At 38.0% G+C, this 24652-nt stretch carries 23 protein-coding genes and 3 pseudogenes; 14 read left to right on the top strand and 12 right to left on the bottom strand.

Going from position 1 to position 24652, the window contains the following annotated elements:
- Nucleotides 1-23: 23 nt before the first annotated feature.
- The 4 genes from tnpB to SH603_RS07605 all read right to left on the bottom strand — a co-directional run bounded on the left by tnpB (nt 24) and on the right by SH603_RS07605 (nt 1566).
- Nucleotides 24-380 (bottom strand): IS66 family insertion sequence element accessory protein TnpB, encoded by a 357-nt coding sequence (tnpB, locus tag SH603_RS07620; protein WP_134989312.1) that lies wholly within the window; start codon nt 378-380, stop codon nt 24-26.
- The gene (locus SH603_RS07615) at nt 370-558 is read right to left on the bottom strand and encodes a hypothetical protein (protein ID WP_003667696.1); all 189 of its coding nucleotides are present in this window, start codon (nt 556-558) and stop codon (nt 370-372) included. The genes tnpB and SH603_RS07615 overlap by 11 nt, the downstream gene beginning before the upstream one ends.
- A gap of 328 nt (nt 559-886) precedes the next feature.
- Entirely contained in the window at nt 887-1156 is a 270-nt protein-coding gene (locus tag SH603_RS07610; RefSeq protein ID WP_134989310.1) for a hypothetical protein, read from the bottom strand.
- A gap of 8 nt (nt 1157-1164) precedes the next feature.
- Nucleotides 1165-1566, bottom strand: coding sequence for a hypothetical protein (locus SH603_RS07605; RefSeq protein WP_169470816.1), 402 nt, complete (start codon nt 1564-1566; stop codon nt 1165-1167).
- 280 nt (nt 1567-1846) lie between these two features.
- On the opposite strand from SH603_RS07605, the pseudogene SH603_RS11355 reads away from it, so the two are divergent.
- Nucleotides 1847-1999: pseudogene (locus tag SH603_RS11355) on the top strand (helix-turn-helix domain-containing protein); the annotation flags it as partial.
- 179 nt (nt 2000-2178) lie between these two features.
- Complete coding sequence (locus SH603_RS07600) at nt 2179-2733, top strand: GNAT family N-acetyltransferase (RefSeq protein WP_321533744.1); 555 nt, start codon at nt 2179-2181, stop codon at nt 2731-2733.
- A 38-nt stretch (nt 2734-2771) separates the two neighbouring features.
- On the opposite strand, the pseudogene SH603_RS07595 reads toward SH603_RS07600, so the two are convergent.
- Nucleotides 2772-4169 (bottom strand): annotated as a pseudogene (locus SH603_RS07595) (DHA2 family efflux MFS transporter permease subunit).
- 393 nt (nt 4170-4562) lie between these two features.
- Between SH603_RS07595 and nrdD the strand changes: the two are divergent.
- From nrdD to SH603_RS07575, 4 genes are all read left to right on the top strand, one after another.
- Complete coding sequence (gene nrdD / locus SH603_RS07590) at nt 4563-6797, top strand: anaerobic ribonucleoside-triphosphate reductase (protein WP_321533743.1); 2235 nt, start codon at nt 4563-4565, stop codon at nt 6795-6797.
- Between the two features lie 65 nt (nt 6798-6862).
- Nucleotides 6863-7441, top strand: a complete 579-nt coding sequence (gene nrdG, locus SH603_RS07585; RefSeq protein ID WP_321533742.1) for an anaerobic ribonucleoside-triphosphate reductase activating protein — start codon at nt 6863-6865, stop codon at nt 7439-7441.
- 8 nt (nt 7442-7449) lie between these two features.
- Nucleotides 7450-8343, top strand: coding sequence for a SufD family Fe-S cluster assembly protein (locus tag SH603_RS07580; RefSeq protein WP_169472950.1), 894 nt, complete (start codon nt 7450-7452; stop codon nt 8341-8343).
- A gap of 374 nt (nt 8344-8717) precedes the next feature.
- A complete protein-coding gene (locus SH603_RS07575; protein ID WP_169472949.1) occupies nt 8718-9524 on the top strand; it encodes a LysM peptidoglycan-binding domain-containing protein in 807 nt (268 codons plus the stop codon).
- Between the two features lie 128 nt (nt 9525-9652).
- On the opposite strand, the gene SH603_RS07570 is transcribed toward SH603_RS07575, so the two are convergent.
- The gene (locus SH603_RS07570; RefSeq protein WP_013923736.1) at nt 9653-10783 is read right to left on the bottom strand and encodes an IS30 family transposase; all 1131 of its coding nucleotides are present in this window, start codon (nt 10781-10783) and stop codon (nt 9653-9655) included.
- 187 nt (nt 10784-10970) lie between these two features.
- On the opposite strand from SH603_RS07570, the gene SH603_RS07565 reads away from it, so the two are divergent.
- Together SH603_RS07565 and SH603_RS07560 are read left to right on the top strand one after the other, a co-directional pair.
- Nucleotides 10971-12671, top strand: coding sequence for a phosphoenolpyruvate carboxykinase (locus SH603_RS07565; protein ID WP_169477605.1), 1701 nt, complete (start codon nt 10971-10973; stop codon nt 12669-12671).
- 328 nt (nt 12672-12999) lie between these two features.
- Entirely contained in the window at nt 13000-13707 is a 708-nt protein-coding gene (locus tag SH603_RS07560) for a LysM peptidoglycan-binding domain-containing protein (protein ID WP_169473153.1), read from the top strand.
- A gap of 120 nt (nt 13708-13827) precedes the next feature.
- Here SH603_RS07560 and SH603_RS07555 read toward each other — a convergent pair whose 3' ends face one another.
- Entirely contained in the window at nt 13828-14589 is a 762-nt protein-coding gene (locus SH603_RS07555; protein WP_153705930.1) for an exodeoxyribonuclease III, read from the bottom strand.
- 295 nt (nt 14590-14884) lie between these two features.
- Between SH603_RS07555 and SH603_RS07550 the strand changes: the two are divergent.
- A pseudogene (locus tag SH603_RS07550) lies at nt 14885-16139 on the top strand (FAD-dependent oxidoreductase).
- On the top strand, nt 16132-17430 hold the full coding sequence (gene preA, locus SH603_RS07545; RefSeq protein WP_321533741.1) for an NAD-dependent dihydropyrimidine dehydrogenase subunit PreA: 1299 nt from the start codon (nt 16132-16134) through the stop codon (nt 17428-17430). The pseudogene SH603_RS07550 and the gene preA overlap by 8 nt, the downstream one beginning before the upstream one ends.
- A gap of 242 nt (nt 17431-17672) precedes the next feature.
- On the opposite strand, the gene SH603_RS07540 is transcribed toward preA, so the two are convergent.
- The gene (locus tag SH603_RS07540; RefSeq protein WP_169470806.1) at nt 17673-18521 is read right to left on the bottom strand and encodes an aldo/keto reductase; all 849 of its coding nucleotides are present in this window, start codon (nt 18519-18521) and stop codon (nt 17673-17675) included.
- Nucleotides 18522-18653: 132 nt separating this feature from the next.
- Here SH603_RS07540 and SH603_RS07535 point away from each other — a divergent pair, with 132 nt between their 5' ends.
- The 3 genes from SH603_RS07535 (at nt 18654) to SH603_RS07525 (ending at nt 21148) form a co-directional block, all read left to right on the top strand.
- Nucleotides 18654-19085: an Hsp20/alpha crystallin family protein gene (locus SH603_RS07535; RefSeq protein ID WP_134907614.1), complete on the top strand. Its 432-nt coding sequence runs from the start codon at nt 18654-18656 to the stop codon at nt 19083-19085.
- A gap of 120 nt (nt 19086-19205) precedes the next feature.
- A complete protein-coding gene (locus SH603_RS07530) occupies nt 19206-20705 on the top strand; it encodes a LytTR family transcriptional regulator (RefSeq protein ID WP_225437735.1) in 1500 nt (499 codons plus the stop codon).
- Nucleotides 20705-21148 (top strand): hypothetical protein, encoded by a 444-nt coding sequence (locus SH603_RS07525; RefSeq protein WP_169473148.1) that lies wholly within the window; start codon nt 20705-20707, stop codon nt 21146-21148. Before SH603_RS07530 ends, SH603_RS07525 begins: the two co-directional genes overlap by 1 nt.
- Before the next feature lie 23 nt (nt 21149-21171).
- Here SH603_RS07525 and SH603_RS07520 read toward each other — a convergent pair whose 3' ends face one another.
- The 3 genes from SH603_RS07520 to SH603_RS07510 form a co-directional block, all read right to left on the bottom strand.
- Nucleotides 21172-21696, bottom strand: coding sequence for an HdeD family acid-resistance protein (locus SH603_RS07520; RefSeq protein WP_169473146.1), 525 nt, complete (start codon nt 21694-21696; stop codon nt 21172-21174).
- A gap of 217 nt (nt 21697-21913) precedes the next feature.
- On the bottom strand, nt 21914-22081 hold the full coding sequence (locus tag SH603_RS07515; RefSeq protein ID WP_003664220.1) for a hypothetical protein: 168 nt from the start codon (nt 22079-22081) through the stop codon (nt 21914-21916).
- 11 nt (nt 22082-22092) lie between these two features.
- The gene (locus SH603_RS07510) at nt 22093-22704 is read right to left on the bottom strand and encodes a VanZ family protein (protein WP_169473678.1); all 612 of its coding nucleotides are present in this window, start codon (nt 22702-22704) and stop codon (nt 22093-22095) included.
- Between the two features lie 90 nt (nt 22705-22794).
- On the opposite strand from SH603_RS07510, the gene SH603_RS07505 reads away from it, so the two are divergent.
- Complete coding sequence (locus SH603_RS07505; protein ID WP_169477611.1) at nt 22795-24141, top strand: amino acid permease; 1347 nt, start codon at nt 22795-22797, stop codon at nt 24139-24141.
- 31 nt (nt 24142-24172) lie between these two features.
- Here the strand turns inward: SH603_RS07505 and SH603_RS07500 are convergent, their stop codons facing one another.
- Complete coding sequence (locus SH603_RS07500) at nt 24173-24628, bottom strand: Fur family transcriptional regulator (protein WP_003664217.1); 456 nt, start codon at nt 24626-24628, stop codon at nt 24173-24175.
- Between the last annotated feature and the right edge of the window lie 24 nt (nt 24629-24652).

Here is a 24652-nt window from a genome sequence, read left to right as displayed (position 1 = left end):
TTCTTCTTTTAAATAGAGGTAACTCAATAAAAGCTTCCCGGCTGAACAGTTTGAATTTTACGAATTGGTAATGGGTTCAGTCCTTGCAATAACCAGTCGAGCTGTTGAGCGGATAATTCTTTGGCTTCATTACTGTTTCTCGGCCAAATAAGGTGGCCATTTTCAAACCGTTTATAGAGCATAATAAAGCCCTCACCATCCCAAAATAATCCTTTAAAGCGATCACTACGTCCACCGCAAAATAAAAAAAGCGAATTGCTATATAATTCTAGTCCATAGCTTTCGGCAATCACCATTACGAGCCCATCAATGCCCTTTCGCATGTCGGTTTTGCCGCAGACTAAATAAATATGATCTGGATCATGCCAATTAACGAGCATAACGAATAACCACTTTGGCGATATCTGAAGCTAAAATAGAATTAGTTCCCTTAAAAATAGTTAATTCGACTTCATTTACATTGATTTTTACGGCAGGGCGTGCGGTAAAAACATGCTTCTTAAAATCACTTGCTTTATTTTTGAAAACTGGGGTAATAATTTCATTTTGTTCTGTCATACATAAAAATCTCCTTACTGATGATAGTCTCAGTATAGGAGATTCGGGGTAGCCAGAGCTAGACGTACTGTTATTGACTGCTTACTTTTGAATGGCGTCTTCCTTTATCATCATGCCAAGTGACACGTGCTTGCCATTTTCCGTAAACTTTCTTTATTGAAGTCATACTTGTCCCTCCATTATTAAATTGTGTATAATGAAAGGGTTGATAGAATTTGTTTGGATGCAATTAATATCAACCCTTGGTCCACTGACAGTTGCAGCTGTCAGTGGGCTTTTTTAGTTTAAATAGCTTTTTACGTCATCAATTTAGTTGGACGATTAATTTTTAGCTTTTATTTAGTCTCTTTAATTGATTGATTATTTCTTGGTTTTGCTTAATAGTTATCCAATTTTGCTGTTTGATCATTCGTAATTCATGAAAAAGGGCTTTTGTATCATTACTTGTAAAAGTAGGATAGGCACCCGTTAATTTTTCAGCAACCGCTATATCTTTTATAGATTCGAGAACCTCGTCATCTAAACTTTCTAAACGATTTTCTTTAATATATTTATCTTTGTCTTTAGCAAATCCATCTTTACCGTTGAAAATACTCATTTTTACTTTCATCCCATCTTTTCAATTTTTACGTTTTTGCGGAGATTAAATCTATACCCTTTATATGCGAAAATTAAACCACGCTTTACACGATAATTATCTATCGCATCTATTAAATATAAATATTCTACATCTACATTACAATAATCAGAAATGTCTTCTAAGTTCCAAATATCATGCTGATAACAATAAATTAATTTATCTAAACTTACTGCTCTCATCATTGCTAATGAACGGGCTTTATGCTCTTGCTTCCGACCATCTGGGGTATCCTTGGTAACAATATCTCTGGCCGTCGTATTATAGTGAGCAATTTCTTCTTGAAGAATTTCGTACATCTTTATATCAGAATTTGCCCGATTTAAATAAACATTCGTATCAATATTTAACCCAGTTAAATTATCTGGCATATTTTTTGGGGAAAATTAATAGTAAGATGCGGATATTCACTAGCTAATCTTCGTAAGTATACATGATTATCAATTCTGAGCTTTCTTAAGATTTTCAATAAAATTAATAAGATGATTATAGCATATCATTGATTATACTTTTTTCGTCAAAAGTGTAATAAAGTATTAACTGTTGAAACGAGGTGCAATTATGCCTAATGAATTAGTGCCATTAAATATCAAACATTCTATCCTTGATTTACGTGTACGAGCTGGTATGTCATAAACTCAAGCTGCCAATAAACTTGGTATTTCAGAGCTTGCTCTAAGGAAATGGGAAAATGATTTTAGCGTACTTTCATACAAAGATATGTTACGTATTTCTAAATTGTATGGCGTACCATTAGATTATATTTTTGGGCCTAATAACGCTTTTAGCGAAATAAATTCATAAAAATACCTATGTAGATGAAGAAGATTACCAAGTAATTTTTCAATCTGTACTGTTATTGACTGCATACTCTGTTTTCTGTTAAAATACCCCATCCTTTAAAGCATAACTAAAGCTAGTCTCTTTTTTCTTGTCTGTTAAGTTTTTTCTAGGTACTATTACATAGATGGAGGGATTTTTAAATGATTAAAGTTCGTCAAATATCTACAAAGTCAAATGATTTCAAAAATATCAAGCGGGTTTATAATACCGTGTTTCCACAAAATGAACTTTTACCATTATCTTTACTTAAAATGCGTGCTAAAGCAGGAAAAGCAGAATTTTGTAGCATCTATAATGAAGAGGGAAAATGGGTTGGCTTTTTCTACACAGTCTACAACAAGCGCATCGCCTATATTTTCTTTCTGGCAATTGATCCTCACTATCATGGACAGGGCTTGGGTAGTGCGACGCTAACCGCGATCAAAGAACGATATACTGGAAAGCAGATTACACTTAGCGCTGAACGCCCAGATCCTCAAGCACCTAATAACGAACAGCAACTCAGATGGCATCGTTTCTACGCCAAAAATGGTTTTGGCAAAACGGGTCTTTATACCGTTGAAAAGGATAATGAAAAATTTAATCTTTTAAGTATACAATCAAGCGTGAATCCACAATTTTACCAACAGTTGATGGATAATTATCTGACTAAACATCGCCGCCATTATTTACCATATAAGATTGTTAAAGAGTAAAAAAATCCCCACTACCTGCATGAGTAGTGAGGATTTTTTTAGTCTTTCCGATCTTTAATTTTGAATGATAAGAGCAGTGCTACCACAATTAAGATAATTGCAAAGTAAATGCCATAGTGGAAACCATTGGTAAAGCGAACAGTTTCAGATCCACTAATAGAAGAACTCCCCCAAGCTAAGCAACTAGTAGCTAGGGCTGTTGCAAGAGCACCGATAACCTATTGCATCGTATTCATGATTGTACTGCCGTCTCCGGATTCGAATCCAGAAAGCGTACTTAGAGCACTAGTTTGTGCGGGAGACATTGCTAAAGGACAACCAATCATTAAAATAACATGCGCGCATACAACGTAGATAATGGGACTATGCGGTGTGGTAAACGCCAGCATCAAAGCACCGAATAAGGCAAGGACAAAACCAATTAAAACTGGACGTTTAGCTCCAATACTATCGTAAAGGCGACCAGCAATTGCAGAAGTAGCTGCATTAATAATTCCACCAGGGAGCATTACTAGTCCAGTAAGGGCAACCGAAACTAAGAGCCCTCGTTGATAGAATAACGGTAAAAGATACATCGTCGACAGAATAATTCCAAAGTCAAGCATCACGATTGAAGAACCAATTGTGAAAGCCGGATACTTAAAAATATGAAGATTTAAAATTGGCTCTTCCAGATGAAGTTGGCGATGGGTGTAAAAGATTAAGACAATAATTCCGATTATTAAAGCGCTGAGAACTGTTGGTGAGGTCCAACTATCTTCACTAGCCAAACTAGCACCAATAACAAGTCCTGAACAACCTACTGCCGATTCAATAATTGAGAGTATATCAACATGCGGCTTAGTAATTTCACCAACATTTTCTAATGAAGTGATAGCAAAGATCAAGGCAATAAATAAAAACGGAATAAATAACCAGAAGATCCATTGCCATGATAACTTAGCAAGAATTAGCCCGGTTAAAGTAGGACCGATTGCAGGTGTAAACATAATTACGAGGGCACATATTCCTAGAACCGCTCCAATTTGTTTCGGTGGGAAGATTTGCATTACCACTGCAAACATTAGTGGAAGAATTAAGCCTGTTCCGATCCCTTGAATCATTCGCCCAATCAACAAAATAGTAAAATTATGCGCTAAGGCAGAAATACAAGCCCCAACCATGAAGTCAATTAATGCAAAAATAATGACTTGGCGGGTCGTAAACCATTTAGTAATAATACTGGACAGTGGCAAGATAATCCCAATAATTAACATATATCCAGTAACTAACCATTGAATTGTTGATGTACTTACTTGAAAAGCGGTCATCAATTTTGGCAAGGCGATGTTTAATGAAGTCTCACTAAACATTCCGACAAAAGCTCCCAGCAGCATACTAACCATCATTAATCCTGGGTGCGCTGCTTGCTTACGAGCTTGTAAAGCATTTTCCATAAATATAAAAACTCCTTTTACCCTAAAAATTGCACAAGGATTAGTCTAGCAAATCGTGCTATCTGCTCGTAAGTTATTTTTTAATAACTAATAATCTTAAGTATATTGATTAAGATTATTAAGTTAGGTTTAGCGTTTTCAAATTCGAGCTTTTCGGGATAAAAAATTCTATTCAGTGATAATAGGAATTTAAAAATAAATGATTTAAAAGGTCCCGCAATAATCTCAAAATAGCGTCGTTGCTTGTATCCTCATTTTATTCCTGGTAGATCAGAACAGAATATTTAAATAAATAATTTGACCACAACATATAGTGTTTCAAATGTCAATACTTCCTATAAGTTGTATTTTGAGCTATGATAGATAACGTTAATTACGAGAGGGGAAATAAAAATGAAAGTGCAAATAATTGATAAGAAGGATCTTAAAAGTTTGACAAGTATTCAAGTAGTTAAACGTGATGGAACAGTTACACCATTTTATTCCTACAAGATTAACCTTGTTTTAAATGCGCTCAATGCTGACGAGCAGACTAGCCAAAGTGTTTATGTTACCTTATTGGATGCCTTACTTAATCAAACAACTGTCACTACTAAAAAGATTGCGGATCTCTTTGTTCAAGGACTGGTCAAGGCTAATCATGAAGAATTGGCAAAAGTTTACCGTGATTATCGCCAGCATGATGAAGAAGCATTTGCCGAAGCTACTAATCCCCAAAATAAGTTAGAGCAGCTTTTCGACCGAAACTCACGGATTGTTCACGAAAATGCTAATAAAGATAGTCATGTTTTTAATACGCAACGGGACCTTGAAGCCGGAGTCGTGAGCCGTGCATTGGGATTACGGATGCTTCCTGGTATTGTAGCTAAGGCGCATCTTCGTGGTGATATTCACTGGCATGACCTTGACTATTCACCGGTAACGCCTGAAACTAACTGTTGTTTAATTGACTTTGATGAGATGTTTAAGCATGGATTTAAGATTGGTAATGCTTGGGTTTCTTCACCACGCTCGATTCAAACAGCAACTGCGCAGATGTCGCAGATTATTGCTAACGTGGCGTCTCTGCAATATGGGGGATGTTCTGCTAATCGGATTGATCAATTATTAGAACCATATGCAAAGCTAAATTACGAAAAGCATATGAAGGATGCCGAAGAGTGGATAGTACCAGAGAAACGAGAAGAATTTGCTCGTGAGAAGACAAAAAAGGATATTTACGATGCAATGCAGGCTTTAGAATACGAGATTAATACCCTTTATTCTAGCCAAGGTCAAACTCCATTTACGACCATTAACTTTGGCTTAGGGACAAGCTGGATTGCCCGGGAGATCCAAAAAGCCATTTTGAAGATCCGGATTAAGGGTCTTGGTAAGGAACATCGTACAGCTATTTTTCCTAAATTAACTTTTACTATTAAACGAGGCTTAAATCTTGACCCTGAAGATCCTAATTATGATATCAAGCAACTAGCGCTTGAGTGTTCAACGAAGCGGATGTATCCAGATCTTTTGATGTATGACAAGATTAAGGAATTAACGGGGAGCTTTAAGACACCAATGGGTTGCCGTTCGTTCTTACAGGGATGGACAGATCCAGAAACTGGCAAAGAAGTAAACTCAGGCCGGATGAATTTAGGGGTAGTGACAGTCAACTTGCCACGGATTGCCCTGGAGGCTCATGGCGATAAGCAACTATTCTGGGAAATTTTTCAAGAGAAGATGAATATTTGTAAGATTGCCTTGGATTACCGGATTAAGCGTACTAAAGAAGCTAAGCCAGAAAATGCTCCCCTTCTTTATATGTATGGTGCATTTGGTAAACGGCTAAAGAAGACTGACAGTGTCGATGAAGTCTTTAAGAATAGTCGGGCGACCGTTTCACTAGGTTATATTGGTTTATATGAAGTATGTACGACTTTCTATGGGTCAAATTGGGAGCATAATAAAGAAGCGCATAACTTTGCGATTGCAATTACTAAGGCAATGCATGATTTATGTGCTGAATGGGAAAAAGAAGAAGGATACCATTTTAGTCTCTATTCCACTCCTGCTGAATCGTTAACAGATACATTCTGCCAAGATGATTTGAAGAAGTTTGGGCGAGTTGAAGATGTAACAGATAAGGAATACTACACAAATAGTTTCCACTATGATGTTCGTAAACATCCGACACCTTTTGAAAAGTTATCATTTGAAGAGGCTTTTCCTAAATATGCGGCTGGTGGTTTTATTCATTATTGCGAATATCCTAACTTACGCCAAAATCCAAAAGCTTTAGAAGCAGTTTGGGACTGGGCATATGATCATGTTGGTTATTTGGGAACAAATACTTCAATTGATCAGTGCTTTAAGTGTGGCTTCAAAGGTGAATTTGAAGCAACTGCTCGCGGCTTTAAGTGTCCGCAGTGTGGGAACCATGACCCAGCAACCTGTGACGTTGTTAAGCGGACATGTGGTTATCTTGGTAACCCTCAGCAGCGGCCAATGGTTCATGGACGGCATGAGGAAATTATTCACCGAGTTAAACATATGAATGCTGGAATGATCAAGAATGCAGCTAAATTTGAACAACAGCGGCAAATGGATAATAAGGTTCATGCTCATATTACTGGTGATCAAATTTAATTAATTATCAAAAGGCCAGTTGCCCGTAAAGCTACCGGCCTTTTATTATATAGGAGGAAAAAGAAATGGCAGAAACACGATTACCCCGCAATCCTAAGCCGCAAGAGTGGTTAGCAAAAGGTCATTCATTACAATATATTGCAGACTATAAGCCCTTCAATTTTGTTGACGGGGAAGGGGTCCGGTGTAGTTTATATGTTAGTGGATGCCTTTTTAACTGCCCCGGATGCTATAACAAGGCGGCGCAGAATTTTTATTATGGACAGCCATATACCCAGGATTTAGAAGACCAGATTATCGAAGACCTTTCGCAGAGTTATGTTCAAGGATTGACTTTATTGGGTGGCGAACCATTCCTTAATACTCAGGTTTGTCTGAAGTTAGTTAAACGGGTTCGGAAAGAATTCGGTCACGAAAAGGATATTTGGTCTTGGTCTGGTTATACTTGGGAGGAATTAATGAAGGAGTCGAGCGATAAACTTGAACTTCTACACTACCTCGATATTCTAGTCGATGGTCGATTCTTGCTGGCTAAAAAGGATCTTACCCTTCAGTTTAGAGGGAGTTCTAACCAACGAATTATTGATGTTCCGCAATCTCTTCAAACGGGGAAAGTGGTTATTTGGGATAAGCTTGTTCATTAGAGGAGAAAATGATGGCAAAAATTTGGAAGAAAGAGCCAGCATGGTTAGAGAAAAAGCGTCAACTAGCAGTTATACTGCAATCACGATTCCCGACTTTACCTGGTCAAGAAGAATGGGAAGATCCCTGGCAAAAGAGAACAACTGGTGTAAGTAGGGGTTGGCTTTCTTTACAGGAAGACAGCCTAACAGCGATGCCTCTTGAACAAGCGATTAATGAATACTCAACACTATTACAAGAAAATCTAATGGAGAAGGCCATCTTTTGGCAGGATAACCAGTTAGCGGCCATGCATCTTGCAAATATTGACTGTGGACAGTTTATATATTTGCGTCCACAAATTACTCAGGAGCGTCCAATTGTCTTTAGTCCCCATCTTAACTCTGCAAACACCCATAATATTATTGTCATCAGTGCGGGGGCGAATGCGGTAATTGAAGAACGGATGGTTAATGATACGTTATTACCATCATATGAAGGGACGGAGATTTTAGTCGGAGCTAACGCGCACGTTACGTACCGGCAGGCAAATCGCTCAACTAGTAAAAATATCTATCGGACAATCCATGCATACCAAGCCCATGGTTCAACGCTGCAGTTTGAAGTAGCGAGTCAAGTTCAAACTAAAGCTACTGTTGATCTTTATAGTTTTCTGGATGGTCAAAATACTCAGTGGACCCCCACAATTGCTTTAAGCGGAACACAGCAGTTAACCGCAATGGTTGATGGTTTTGGTAAGGAAACTTCTGCCACTCTTACCCAATATCGGGATTCAGAAATGGTCACTGGAGCACCTTTTAAAGTAAAAGCCGGCGAACCACTGCCAATTAGCGAAGATATCCATCCATTAAAAGAATTAGCTAGTAGTGAGCGTTGGCTAAAACAAATAATGACTGCTGAATAGGGCTAAAGTTAATTACAGCAATGTTACAATAAAACATTAATAACGAAAAATAAGTCGTTGAAATTCTTCTTTATAAGAAAAATTCAGCGACTTATTTATTATTATGTTACAAATTTTGGCCAATTCTGGGGAAAAGTTAGTTAGACCTAAGTTACTATCAGGACGTGGCCGAGGTTGATTTGCTTGACAGACTATTAAAATTTTTATTACAAAGTATTACGAAAATCAACTGAATTGATATTTCGGAGTAATCCGCATGTAATTTTTGGGGAGTATAGTAATAGGTGTTGAGAGATATGAGGACTCAACAACTTAAACTAATAAATAACTAATTAATAAAAAAGTATTTTATGAAAAGGATGGGATTTTTCTTTATGAAGTTAACTAAAAACATCGCGAAAATCACTGCTGCCGTTGCAGGTGCTGTTGCCTTGGGAACATTCGCTACTGCAACTACTGCTAATGCTGATTCTGTTTACACGGTGCAAAGTGGTGATACCTTATCAAGTATTTCCTATAAGTTAGGCCATGACTTAACTTATGTTGACTCTTTAGCTTCAACTAATCAAATTGCCAATAAGAACTTAATTCATGTTGGTCAAAAGTTAGTAATTAAAGATGACGGTGAAGTAACCCAAGCAACTGCTCAACAAGCTGCTACCTTACCGGAAGCATCTCAAGCTCCAGCATCAGCTAGTGTTGAAAGTCAACAACCTAGCCAAGCTCCGGTGGTTGCTAGTCAGGCTCCTGTAGCAACAAGCCAATCATCAGCTGCACCGGTTTCTGTTCCTGCTCAATCACAGGCTCCAGTACAATCTCAAGCACCGGTTCAACAACCAGCACCAGTTCAATCAGTAGCTCCACAACAATCAACTGTTTCAGCTGCTGTACAACAAAGCTACAGTGCACCAGTACAAGCACAAGCTACTAGTTCAAACTACAGCTCAAATGTTAGTGGTAATGATGCTGCTGCTAAGGCTTGGATCGCAGCTCGCGAATCAGGTGGTAGCTACAGTGCTCGTAACGGTCAATACGTTGGTAAGTACCAATTGTCAGCATCATACTTAAATGGTGACTACTCAGAAGCTAACCAAGAACGAGTAGCTGATCAATACGTAGCTAACCGTTACGGTTCATGGAGTGCTGCCCAATCATTCTGGCAATCACATGGTTGGTACTAAAATTTAATAATTAATTGTTAAAGTAGGAAATTGTCTCAATAAAGGGATGATTTCCTATTTTTTTGTAAAATGAAAAAAAGTTAATATTATTTTCATCCTAAATTTCAAGAATAAGTTAGCCACTGGACTCAAATAAATAATACTGACCAATTGATTATTGGTTGATGGAGCTGTGATATCTCTTGGTAGAAGGCCTTACGATAGATATCCATTGACGAATGTCCATTAAACATAGCTCGTGGATAGTGATTCATCCAATCATTAGTCGCTATGATCTGAGCACTACTATAGTTATTTATAGCTTCACCTTTGGTAATCTCCTTGCGGAGAAACCGGTTATTGATCTCATTGGATCCACGTTCCCAAGGGGAATACGGATCAGCATAGAAAACATGATCGTGAACTTGTGTTAACTCACTAAATTCTGAACCGTTGTCAGAGGTTATTGTCTTAAAGATGCGATAGTAAGCATCTGTGCCCATTTTCTGGCGTAAATTTATAAAGAACTGATTTACTGCATGCGCAGTTTTACCAGCAATTTTACTCGTGATATTAACTCGTGAAAGGCGATCAGTCATTACTAGTACAACACTGTCATTACCGTTTTTCTGTCCCTGAACTGTATCTAGTTCCCAATGGCCAATTTCGGACCGTTGGTCCGCAGTTTGAGGTCGTTGAGCAATATTAGGCCCTAAGCACCTTTTAGCTTGCGGATGAGTTCGATGATGCTTACGTTTAGGTTTTTCAAAGAGGTCTAAATTGGACGTACGAAGCACACCCTCATTAATCCATTGATATAAAGTTACAACCGACTTTGGGATCAGGGTGCCATCATTCATTAAATCTCGAGCCTTATAAATAACCGCTTGTGGGGAGTAATGGTGGTCGTCAAACTCACCAAGCATTAGCTGATCAGCTAATCGTAAAAATTGCTTTGAAGAATAATATAAGCGACGACGACCAGAATGGCGGTGATGTTCAAGATATGTGGCCTGACCAGCTTCATAACTATAGATGTAGTAAGAATATTCGTAAATCTTACCATTAGATTTTTGACGACGAAGTTGGCGGACCGTACCACGGTTGAGCTCGTTATTAATTGTTTGATGATTAACTCCTAATTGGCGACCAATTGCGCGATTGGAAAGTCCTTGCGACTTTAAAGTCGCAATCATCACACGTTCTTCTTTAGTAAGATGAGCATTCTTTTTATGAGTAGTCAATAAACTAGTAGACATGGTATCATTTAAGTGCGTCATTTGACGGACATCCTTTCATATAGGTTTGGTTCACTTAATATGATACCTGATGTCACGCCGAATGGCGTTTTTTATTTACCACCAACTGGGTGGCTAACTTCATTCTATAATCCACCATATTATTTTCATCCTAATCTTAAAAAATATATTATAATAGAGTTATTCAAGTGATGAAAGGATGAGATCCATGTCAAAAGAGAGTCAGATTATTGATACAAAATCATTATATGTAAATCCTGACCGCGGTGTTGCAACGTTAAACTATAGTCAAAATTACTTTACTGATATTCCTTCATTAATTAATAGTGATGAAGTAAAGGAAATTGTCCGTTTATATTTAGCTTCACGTAACCCTGATAATGATGATGATGCTTTTGATAATGCCACTGTTAATAAGTTTGTTGATATCTTAAAGAAAGTTCTTTTTGATGATGATAGTGTATTTGATGAATATGACCCTAAAGATATTCTTGAGAGTGTTGAAGAATTATACTCATACTATCGTTCACTATTACGGGTATCGGTAATTAATCTTAGTGATAATAAGATTATCGGTAACGAGTTCCGGACTATTGATACTCAATTCAACGACTTAGTGCGTAAAGCATACCGGATCCTCGAAGAAAAGCTCCAAGGTTTTGAAAACCGGACTTATCGACAAGTTAATGCGGCAACTAACGCAACAATTTTAGTTCAACAACAAGATTGGAAAATTCCAGCTGGTTATGAAGAATTAAAGGATATTGATTTTATTAATACCGTGATGCTTCGTCCACCAATGATGATGCACACTAAGAGTAACAAACGGGAAGGGGTCTTTTCTGAAGTAAAAGATAACCCGATCGAACGTTTCCGTGGTGAACGTGGTAAGTGGTATTGTTACCCAGCAAAGATTGGTGAAAGTTTAGCCTTTATTTACTTCAATGTTGATTACTTGGTAAACGGAATTGCTCTTTCAAACTTATTTGAAATTGCATCCCCTGATGAGATTAAGGGGCAAAAACCTGATATGATTCTTCTTTTCGGTCTAAAAGAAACAGAAGGCATGGTTTCTCATTACTATCGTGACGAAAAGAATGATTTGTGGGTTGGTGAAGTACCTTACACAGATAAGACTACTTACTTTGGTTACATGAAGAAGATGTGCTTGACGCTCCATAACCTTCATCAAATTTACAATGGTCGCCTGCCAATTCACGGGTCCATGTTGAAGATTAAATTTACTAATGGTAAAGAAAAGAATGTTGTTTTCTTCGGTGATTCAGGTGCCGGAAAGTCAGAATCAATTGAAGCATTGCAAGAATTAGCTGACGATAAGATTGTCAGCATGGAGACAATCTTTGATGACATGGGAAGCTTTACCCTTACTGATGGTGAACCAGGGGTATATGCTCAAGGAACAGAAACTGGTGCCTTTGTTCGTCTTGATGATTTGAGTAGTGCCGTGGCCTTCAATAACATGGACCGTGGTGTTTACCTTAATCCTGAACAAAAGAATGCTCGGGTTATTATTCCTGCTGATACCTACGAAAATGTAATCAAACATCACCATATTGATATGTGGCTATACGCTAACAATTACAGTGATGAAGTTGGTATTCATCGTTTTGATACAAAGGAAGAGGCAGAAAAAGTATTTATTGCTGGACAACGGAAGGCCCTTGGAACAACTGATGAAGTTGGAATGAGCAAGACATTCTTTGCTAACCCATTTGGCCCAGTTCAAGAACCAGAATTAACTAAGCCGATTATTGACAAGGTCTTTACAAAGCTATTTGACCAAGGTGTATACGTTGGAGAAATCTTTACTCACCTTGGTAATGACAAGTCAAAGGATGCTTTGAAAGAATCAGCTCAAGAATTGCTTGATGTTTTGATGAATAATTAAGATTACGATTAAGACAATTTTGTCATCGCCCTGTAACAAACAGTCCGTTACAGGGCGATTTTTGTATCGTCAAGAAAAAATGAGCAGTTTTTTTGAATAATTTTTACATGAGATAATTCTAGTTATAATTTTACAAGTTACTCAAAAACTATTAAATCAACGTTTAAGCGACTATAAAAAAATCAGCGAACGTTTGTTACAAAAAATTACAGAAATAACGAAATTTGATAAGTCCTAGTAACCCGCTCGTAACCCTAATCCTGTATAGTAGTTATTGTTGAAATGAGTTATTTGATTAATTAAGAGAAAAGGATGGATTGAATTTATAATGAAGTTATCTAAGAAAGTAGCCAAGATTACAGCAGCGATTACTGGTGCAGTTGCATTAGGAACAGTAGCTACTGCAACGACTGCAAACGCCGACAGTATTTACACGGTGCAAGCAGGTGACACCCTTTCTGGGATCTCTTACAAATTAGGTCACGATCTAACTTTTGTAGATACATTAGCAAACAACAATAATATTGCTGATAAGAACTTGATTTACGTTGGTCAACAATTAGTAATCAAGGATGATGGTGAAGTTGCACCAGCTACTCAAGAAGAAGTTGCTACTTTACCAGCCGCAAATGTTGCACCACAAGCAGATACACAAGCTACAACTGCTGAAAATCAAGCACAACAAAACCAACAAGTACAATCAAACCAAGAAGCACCAGTTGCTCAACAACAAGTACAAACTCCACAAACACAAAATGTACAACAACAATCTAGTGCTCAAGCATCAACTGGCTATAACTCAAATGTAGCTGGAAATGATGCTGCTGCCAAGGCTTGGATCGCAGCTCGCGAATCATGTGGTAGCTACAGTGCACGGAATGGTCAATATATTGGTAAATACCAATTGTCAGCATCATACTTAAATGGTGACTACTCAGAAGCTAACCAAGAACGAGTAGCTGATCAATACGTAGCTAGCCGTTACGGTTCATGGAGTGCTGCTCAATCATTCTGGCAATCACACGGTTGGTACTAAAACAAGATTTAATAAAATAGATAATCAACAAATTTCAAACATACGATAAAAGAGGTTGGAAAAATTTTGGTTTTTCCAACCTCTTTTCGTTTAACTATTATAAAATTTAGCTCGGTTTTCTTATACTTCAACATTAGCAACAAGTTCAATTGGACAGTGACTTGAACCTTTGACATCTGAAAGAATCTTGGCTTCTTCAATTCGTTCTTTCCATACATCAGAAACTAAGAAGTAGTCGAGACGCCAACCTACATTTCGTTCCCGTGCGTCATAACGATAACTCCACCAGGTATATGCACCATGCAAATTAGGGTGGAGATAACGGAAAGTATCCGTCAAGCCAGCATTAAGTAATTTACCAAAATCAGCTCGTTCTTGTTTTGTAAAGCCGGCTTTATGATGATCTTCTGTCGGCTCTGCTAGGTCAATTGGTTGATAGGCAACGCTCATATCACCGCCAATGATTACTGGCTTACTACTTTGCAAATTAGTAACATAATCAAGGAAAGCGCGATCCCAGTCGAGACGATAATCAAGATGTTGCAGCTTTTCACCTGAAACTGGGACGTATACATCAATCAAATAGAAGTTTGGATATTCGAGCGTGATTAGTCGCCCTTCTTTATCAAAAATTGAATTATTCATTCCGTATATAACGTTTTCTGGCTTATATTTAGTGAAAATGGCGGTACCAGAATAACCCTTCTTTTCCGCATAATTCCAGTATTGGTAATAATCAGGAATTTGAATCGGTTCTTCGCCTTTATCCAATCGTGTACGTTGTAGACAGAAGAAGTCAGCATCTTGGCGCTTAAAATCTTCGACAAATCCATGATTAATGGCTGACTTCAAGCCATTGACACTCCAAGAAATAAATTTCATGTTAATCCTTCTTTCAATTTAACCAAACCATGTCTCTGTAATAATTGTACAAGGAATTTGATTTTTCATTAAGTAATAAGACTCTTTTTGTGATTTTTGATACAAAAACTGTTGTAGATGTTAAATAAAAATATTCATATTGTATATACGAAGATATCAACTTTAAGAATAAACGATGCAATATATTAAGGGGATCGCCTACTTATATCGAAAGCGTTTATATAATATTATTTATATACAAAGTTACGTTTATCACAAAATTGTCAAAGAGTCACAACTTAGAGGAGGGTGTCTAATGACTTCAAAGTATGAAACAGAGTCGAAAGGTTACACGATGACAACCGTAATGCAGGAAGCTGCACGATGTTTATTATGTCATGATGCACCATGTTCACAAGCTTGTCCAGCACATACTAATCCAGCAAAATTTATTCGAAGCGTTCTTTTTCGTAATGTCAAAGGGGCAGCTGAAACAATTCGGGAAAACAATTCGGGAAAACAATGCGTTAGGATCAATCTGTGCGCGTGTTTGTCCAACTGAACGTTACTGTGAAAAGGCATGTACCCGGGCTAAAATCGACGGACCAATTGATATCGGTGGGATTCAACGGTATGTCACTGATATGGAGCGAAAGATGAATATGAAGATTCTTAAAGCCGGTAAGCCAAACGGAATGAGTATTGCCATCATTGGCAGTGGCCCATCAGGTTTACAAGTAGCCACGACTCTCCGTGAAAAGGGCTATGCAGTTGATATCTATGAAAAAGCTGCTAAGGCTGGCGGTTACTTGACCTACGGCATTCCTAAGTATCGGTTGCCGGAAGAAATTGTGGATTATGAAGTTCAACGAATTGTCGACCTTGGTGCGCACATTATCTATAACACAACTGTCGGAAAAGATATTTCAATGGATGACCTTAAAGCTCGTTACAATGCAGTAATTGTTGCTATTGGGACAAGTGAAGCAAAGATGCTTCCAATGTTTGAACACAATATCTGTACTGAATCAGCAATCTCATTCCTAGCCCGGGCAAAAGAAAGTAAGGGTAATTTAGAAGATCTTCCGCAAAATGTCCTTGTTATTGGTGGTGGGGATGTTGCAATGGATGTTGTAACAACCTTAAAGAAGCTTAACGTTCCTTATGTTACCGATGTTGTTTATGAGCAGTTTGATGAATTCAAAGCTTCTAAAAAGGAACTTGCCGGTGCTCAAGAAGCTGGTGTAACAATTGTTGATGGTTACGTTCCAAAAGAAGTTCATCAGAATCGTGCTACCTTTACTCACCGGAAGATTAAGAGTGAATTAACTATTACTGCTGATAAGATCATTTTAGCAGTTGGTCAAAAAGCGAATGCAGAAGGACTAGACATTGACTTACAGCATAATGATATTCCATTCCGTGAACCACGATTCCGGACAAAAGATCCCAAAGTTTTTGCGACTGGTGATATTGTTGCCGGAGATAAAACCGTTGTGGTAGCAGTACAGAAAGGAAAAGAAGTAGCAGAAGAAATAGACCGGTTGTTAGGAGGACAAGAAAATGATTAAAAAAGATTTATCTGTAGACTTTTTAGGCGTTCATTTTGAAAATCCATTTTGCTTGTCGTCCTCACCTGTTGGGAACTGTTACGAAATGTGTAAGAATGCATATGATGCTGGTTGGGGCGGTATCGTATATAAGACTTTATCACCAACACACTTTAAGATTGATGAAGTTTCTCCCCGGTTCAACGAATTAGCCAAGGAAGACATGCATTTTGTTGCCTTTAAGAATATGGAACAATTATCAGAACACCCCTTGGAGCAGGACTTGGCTGATATGCGACGGTTAAAAGAAGAATATCCCAATAAAGTCTTGATTGCTTCAATTATGGGTGAGACATTGGAAGATTGGACCAACCTGGCTAAGTTAGTAACTGAGGCAGGGGCTGATATGATTGAATTGAACTTCTCTTGTCCACAGATGACTTCTCATACCATGGGTTCAGATGTAGGAACTAATCCAGAATTATGTAAGAAGAATTGTGAAGCTGTTAAACGCGGGACTAACCTTCCAGTTCTTGCGAAGATGACACCAAATATTACGACGATGGTTCCGGTTGTTAAGGCATGTCTAGGAGGAGGGGCAGATGGCTTCTCCGCAATCAATACTGTTAAATCAATTGTTGATGTTGATCTAAAGAAGAAGGTTGGTTTACCAAATATTGATGGTAAATCTTCTGTTTCTGGATTATCTGGGAAAGCCGTTAAGCCAATTGCTTTACGTTTCTTACAACAATTACGGTCAGCAGCAGGCCTTGAACAACTACCGATTTCTGGAATTGGGGGAATTGAGACCTGGGAAGATGCTGCTGAATTTATTCTTTTGGGTGCTACTACTCTCCAAGTTACAACTGCGATCATGGAATATGGGTATCGGATCATTGATGACCTTACTAATGGTTTAATGCATTACATGGAAGAACAGCATGTAGACCACCTTCAAGATCTTGTCGGCTTAGCTAATAAGAATATTATTCCTACTAACCAGCTTGACCGAAATTACAAGGTTTATCCTAAGATTGATTGGAATAAGTGTATCGGTTGTGGCCGTTGTTTTATCTCATGTCAAGATGGTGCCCACCAAGCTTTAACTTGGGATGATGAAAAACGGCAACCAGTTTTTGATAAGAGTAAGTGTGTCGGTTGTCAACTTTGTGCACTTGTTTGTCCTGTGGGGGCTATTAAGTTAGGCCTTGTTGAGATTAAGCCGGGTCACAAAGGTAATCCAGCAGAAATCGATGTAGGATCTCAACGTCTTCATCGCTATCACCCGGTAAAGGCTAATCAAGAAAATTAATTATTAGTTTTCCTCATATTATGAAAAAATCAGGGACTGTGACATAAGTTAAGTTACTTTCATAAAAAGCAAATACGCAGTACAACAATGGCCTCCAACGTCCGGCAAAAAAGCCGAACATTGGAGGCCTATTGTTGCTTGCGGGGGCTCCCAGAGGCTAGCTTCGCGTCGAAAAACGAAGTCACAAGTGACTTCTGTCTCGCTCCCTCGATTTTTAGCTTTATTATGTCACATTGTAACTCTTAAATTACTGCGAGGGGTACTTTTTTATTTGGTGATGGGAACTCTTTTTGTAAAGCAAGTAACTCATCATCACTTAGTTCAATGTTACCAGCTGCAACATTTTCTTCAGCATGTTTTGGGCTGCTGCTCTTTGGAATAGCAAGGACATTTCCAATTCTTAAGACCCATGCAAGCATGATCTGACTAACGGTCACATGGTGGTTTGCGGCAATTTCTTTTAGTAGCGGATTCTCGGTTAACTTTCCCGATAAACTGTCTCCTTGTACAAGGGGAGAGTAGGCTATTAATGGAAGCTGATGTTGTTTCATTAAGGGAAGGAGGTCAAATTCAATTCCGCGACTATCGAGATTATAGAGATCTTCGTTGGCAACACAATCAGTGCCTTTTTTTAGGCGCCATAATTCTTCAAGATCACTGACATCGAAGTTTGAGACTCCCCATGCTTTAATCTTTCCTGCCTTTTTAACTCTCTCTAATTCGTTGACTGTTTCTGCTAACGGAATCCCACCTCGCCAGTGTAAAAGGTAAAGGTCAAAATAGTCTGTTCCTACGGCAGCTAAACTTTGGTCTAAACTATGCTCAAGTTTTGTCTTGCTGGCATTTGAAGGAAGAACTTTATCAATTAAGAATAGCTTTTCCCGACTATATGGTTTGATGGCCTCAGCGACAAGCGCTTCGGAACGACCATCGCCATACATTTCCGCAGTATCAATAGCTTGTGCACCAGCGTCAATTGCAGTTTGAATGGCTTTAATTTCTGTGGACCGATTGACGAGAGAATTTCCCATATTCCATGTTCCGATTCCAATTGCAGGCATTGAAACATTATTGATTGTGACTTTTTTCATCTTGCGCGGCTCCTTTCTATTTTCCTACTTCTATTATATTCTTTTTAGTCAATGGTCCCTAGCATATTAGTTGCATTTTAGCTGAAAGCGTTTAACATAGACAATGAATAAGAAAGAAAGGAAGCATTTTTTATGGCTAATGAATTACAAAACCGTAATAATTTATTTGATAGTTTGATGAACATGCGTAACTGGATGAACGATGATTTCTTCTCTAACTTAACTCCGGTTGCTGATCACATGAAGACAGATGTTACAGAAGATGACAAAAATTATACCGTAAAGATTGACATGCCTGGATTTGATAAGAAGGATATTCACATTAATTATGCTAATGATATTTTGACAGTTACTGGTCATCGGGATACCCTTGATGATGATGGTGATAAGGATGGCAATGTTCTGCATTCTGAACGTCGGTATGGCCAAATGAGTCGGCAATATCGTTTGCCAGATGTAAATAAGAAGGATATCAAAGCTCAATACAAGAATGGTGTTTTGACAATTACTCTTCCTAAGATGGATGAGACTGATGACGATGAAAATCATATTGATATTGAATAATTAAATTAAGTTAAATAAGGAGGCTGAGTTTTCCCAGCCTCCTTATTTTTATCTGTTTCTTGAACATATGTTTGATTGAAGATATAATAGTATTTACTAAAAGGATGGAGGTACATTACAATGGGGCGAACATATATGGCAATCGATTTAAAATCATTCTATGCCTCGGTCGAATGTACTGAGTATGGGCTTGATCCTTTAAATGCTAACCTCGTAGTTGCCGACGAATCGCGAACTAGTAAGACTATTTGTCTCGCCGTCTCACCAGCTTTGAAAAAATTTGGCGTTTCTGGTCGCCCGCGATTGTATGAGGTGGAACAACGAGTAGCATACTTGAATAATCGTCGTGCCAAAGAAATGTCTCACCAGCGATTATCACCAGTTGTTTCAATTTACCGGGATGAACTATTAAAATCACCGAAACTTAAAATTGGTTATAGGATTGCGCGCCCACGAATGAATTTTTATCTTGAAAAAAGTGCCGCCATCTATGAAATTTATTTACGCTATTTACCACCAGAAAAGATCCACGTTTATTCTATTGATGAGGTAATGATGGATATTACTGATTATCTTAATGAATATCAGGTTAGCGCCCGTTCTTTAGCTAAGGAAATCATCCAAACGATTAAAGCAGAGACACAAATTACTGCAACTGCAGGAATTGGGACCAATCTTTTCTTAGCAAAAGTAGCGATGGATATAGTAGCTAAACGGATTCCGGGAGATGAAGACGGGGTCCGGATTGCACAGATGAATGAACACACTTTTCGCCGTTACCTTTGGGCACACCAGCCACTAACAGACTTTTGGCGAATTGGTCCTGGGTATGCGCGCCGACTAAAAAAGCTGGGTCTTCATACCATGGGAGATATTGCTCGATGTTCATTGGGAAAATTATCTGATCCGATGAATGAGGAAGTATTATACCGCGAATTTGGAAAAAATGCGGAAATTATTATTGACCATGCATGGGGATACGAGTCCGCCTCCATTAAAGATATCAAAAATTATCATTCATCTGATCATGGGGTGTATTCTGGACAGGTGTTGCCTCGGCCTTATAACTTTACAGAAACCCGGTTAGTGATACAAGAGATGGTTAATTCATTGGCTCTCCAGTTAACCAAGCAAAACTTAGTAACTGATCAAGTAGCTTTAAGGGTCGCCTATGATGTTTCTAATATATCGGAGGATTACCAAGGACCATTAGTAACCGACTTCTATGGACGGCAGGTACCCAAGCCGATGCATGGAAAGGCTGATCTTTCCTTACCGACTTCATCTGGTACAGAATTAATGGAGGCATTTATGAAGCTATATGATTCTGGCCTTGACCGGCGATTGACAGTTCGCAAAATTACGGTAATAGCGAACCACCTTCTTTCACCAACGCTTGCTCGATTGGCGAATTATAATGAGCAGTTAGATTTATTTACTGACTCAACAAAAAAACATAAGAATCGTTCCAAAATTCAAAAAAAGGATCAAAAGTTACAAAGGCTTGTTCTTAATTTGCAAAATGAATATGGTAAAAATGCCATTATTCGAGCGGCTGATTTGAAAAAAGGCGCTACTCTTTTAGAAAGGAACAGTCAGATTGGAGGGCACCAAGCATAATGGGAAATGAGGATTTATTGAAAATAGAAAAAAGCTTGTTTAGTGATACCTCAATGTATCGTGATATCATCAACACTCCTCGGCATATTTCTCAAGCTCATACGCCAATGACCACCGAAGATCGTGCTGCGCAGTTTTCTCCTTTTGCAGCCTTGACCGGCTATCATCAATTATTAGCAAAGGTAGGGGAAAAGTATAGTCATAAAACTTATCCCACGGCTGAGATGAAGCATCGAATACGAGTCCAACTTGCCATGATTGAACGGAACCAATCCCATCCGCTAATAAAAGTTGAATTTTTTAATGGTAACACAGGATTTTATGAAGAATACACTGGTCGATTAAAACGAATTGATCACCATGCTCACTACCTAATATTTGATGATGGAACAAGGCTTATAATTCAAAATATTCGTAAAATTAAAAGAGATCAGCAAAACTGATCTCTTTTAATATAAGGTATACGTTAAAATGCTTGAATAAGTTTCATGATTCCGAAAACAATCAAGAATGTTGAAACTAACCATACCACTGTAATAGCGGAAAGTAATGGGCTAAATAAAAGAATAACTCCTAATACCAAGCTCAAAATTGCCAGAATTACAATGAACCAGTAGTATCCGCGATGGAATTCCTTGAAAAACTTAGCACTGAGCAATTCATTGATAGAGTCAAGAATAAACCAGATAGCGAAGATAATAGCAATGAAGAGTACCCCAAAGCTTGGTTGAAAAAGGAAAATAATCCCTAAAATAATATCTAAAATTGCAGAAAAAATTAACCAACCTGAGGATTCTCCTAAGATCTGACCAATTCGTTGACGGAACCATAATTCATAAATTCCGCGGAAAATAAAAGCAATTCCGGCAACAATGGCTAAGAAGTGAAGGGTTTTATCTGGCCGCATGAATGATGCAATTCCAGCAATAATAAATAAGATTCCAACAATTAAGCTAAACCAGTCAAAGCTCTTTTTAGTTTCTTCAAACATTGAAAAACCTCCCTAAAAATAAAATCATTAATATCATAGTTCAATTGGATTGATAAAACAAGAAGAAAGAGATTATCAATAAAGTAGTTATGATATATAGGATGAAATAGTAAAAGGGGGAATTCAGCCAGCTACCGCGCTACTGTATAAATTATCTTTAAAACAGTAAAGAGACTGAGTTAACTCCCAGCCTCTTTTATCGTAATTTCCCGGGAAATTAAAGGTGCTCTTTAATACCGTTGGGAAAATCCTTATCAATCTCCTTTAAGATTGGTAATAATGAATTGACATATTCATGATATGCTTCAATTGGCTTTAGATCTTTTGCTCGTGATTGTAGTAAGGTAAGAGCAATATCGTGCGCTCTTTGTTCATTTGTAATCATCTTTTACCACCTCAGTTATTCAGTTTATCAGATTTTCCACCCACTAGCATAAATTGTTTAATAACTTGATGAAAAATCGTTTGATCAAGTATGATCATTACCGCAAAACCAATTGTAGTTCCGATAGTATTGCTAATCAAATCATCCACATCGGCAACCCTTCCAATATGGAAAAGAAGGTCGCAAACAAATTGGTTACACTCGATAAATAAGCTGAAGAAAAAGCCATAGAGAATAGCACGACTGAAGGGCATTTGGTGATTAATTAAATAAAGATAAACTCCTAGTGGCAAAGTCATCACAATGTTTAAGAAAAATTCTTGGCTGAGTCCTTGGAGAGGGATGATATTAAATGGTACGCCGTGAAAGTAAAATAAAAGTTTATTAGTAGAACTAAAATTAAACATTGAAGGAGTTAAGCAGAGCCAGTCGATTGCAGTTAAGTAGATAAAAAAGGTTGCAATTGTAATGTGCTGGCCGAAGTTAGGGAATTTTTCCCAAAGGTGATTATGGGTGACAAGGACAGATCCTGCAAAGAAATAAATAAAAAATGGGATCCAGTGAACTAATGCGTGCAATGTGATTTCTCCTTCTACGAAAAATGGTATATAATAAGTTTTCAATGTTATATATCATAGTTGATTTTTTTAGTAATGACTAGTAAACCTAACTAGGATTAATAAAACTTCAATTATTGAGGAAGAGAGAGGATCATGGCAGAAAAACAAGAATTTACACGTAAACTTAAAAGTCGTCATATTCAATTAATGGCACTTGGTGGAACAATTGGGACGGGATTATTTCTCGGATCGGGGAAGGCAATTCACGCTGCTGGTCCAGCAATCCTTTTAGCATATTTAATTACTGGGATTATTTGTTTTGGAATTATGCGGGCCCTGGGAGAGTTGCTTCTTTCCGACTTACATTATCATTCGTTTATGGATGCGATTCGTGATTATCTTGGTAATCGCGTGAGTTTTGTAATGGGCTGGGCTTATTGGGTGTGTTGGCTAGCATTGGCGATGGCCGAAGTTACCGCCATTGGATTATATTTTCAACTATGGTTTCCTCAAGTTCCGCAATGGTTACCTGGATTAGTAACTCTGCTAATTTTACTGGGATTAAATCTAATGACTGTTAGTACGTTTGGTGAGCTCGAATTTTGGTTTGCCCTTATTAAAATTTTGGCAATTGTTATTTTAATTGCTGTTGGTGTCATTTTAGTTTTACTTAATTTTCATTCGGCAAGCGGCTATCTCGCTACTCCTGCTAATTTAGTTAATGATGGGGGCTTTTTTGCTACCGGGACAAAGGGCTTCATGCTTTCTTTTCAAATGGTTGTATTTGCCTTTGTTGGAATTGAAATGGTAGGAGTGACAGCGGCTGAGGCAGAGAATCCTAAAGTTGTTATCCCTAAGGCAATTAATGGCATTCCTGTTCGAATTATGCTTTTTTATATCGGTGCGTTGGCTGTCATTATGTGCATTTATCCGTGGAGTAAACTTTCACCAAGTAATAGTCCGTTTGTCCTTGTTTTCCGTGACATCGGTCTTCCGGGGGCTGCTAGTATCGTTAATTTTGTTGTAATTACTGCTGCGGCTTCTGCTTGTAATAGTTCTCTATATACAACTGGTCGAATGCTGGCTGAGCTAACCTCTACTGCTCACCGGCCTGTTATCCGTAAGATTAGTCGCTTATCTAAACGGTCGGTGCCTGCAACAGCGGTTATTATTTCTGCAATTGTTATTGGAATTGCCGCTATCTTAAACTTAGTAATGCCAGAAGGAGTTTTTACTTTTGTTTCCAGTATTGCTACCACGAGTTTTCTCTTTGTGTGGGCTGCTATCATCTTGGCACATTTAAAATATATTCGTAAACATCCGCAATTGAGGACTTTCAAGATGCCAGGCGCACCTTTTACTGACTATATTATTTTAGTTTTTCTTTTTATTGTGCTAATTGTTTTATGTATGGAGAAACAAACTTTAATTGCTCTTATACTAACTTTAGCTTGGTTTGCAATTCTTGCCGTTGCTTCATTAACACAAAAGAAAGCATAAAAAATTCCCCGAGTTTTCGGGGAATTTTTTACTAACGATTCAAATGTAATTTACGTTGACACTCGGGACAAATGCCATGGACTTCGATGTTATTTCCTGTAACTAGATAGCCAGTCTTTTCATGAGTCATAACCGTTAATTCTTTCGTGATTGCAGTAAAATGTTCATCAAAAACATCAGAAATCTTACCACAATTATCGCAGACGACATGATAATGCGGGTGGCCGAAATAATCAAAGTGGGTACTGCCGTCTCCATTTTTTAGCTCAATTACGAGATTATAATCAACGAAGAGTTTTAGAGTATTGTAAACAGTTGCCATACTGATATTGGCAACTGTGTCTTTAAGGTCATCATAAATCATTTCGACACTTGGATGAGTATGATGATTGATTAAGTAATTTAAGATAGTTTTCCGCTGGGGAGTAAGACGAACCTTGTTTTCACGGAGATGGTCAAGAGCTCGATCAAATTCTGCTTCTGCCATAATGTCGTCCCCTTTCTTAAAATA

The organism is Limosilactobacillus reuteri (assembly GCF_034259105.1).
Lineage (GTDB): Bacteria > Bacillota > Bacilli > Lactobacillales > Lactobacillaceae > Limosilactobacillus > Limosilactobacillus reuteri_G.
Note: the sequence above shows the minus strand (reverse complement) of the source record. Positions and strands in the feature narration are given on the sequence as shown.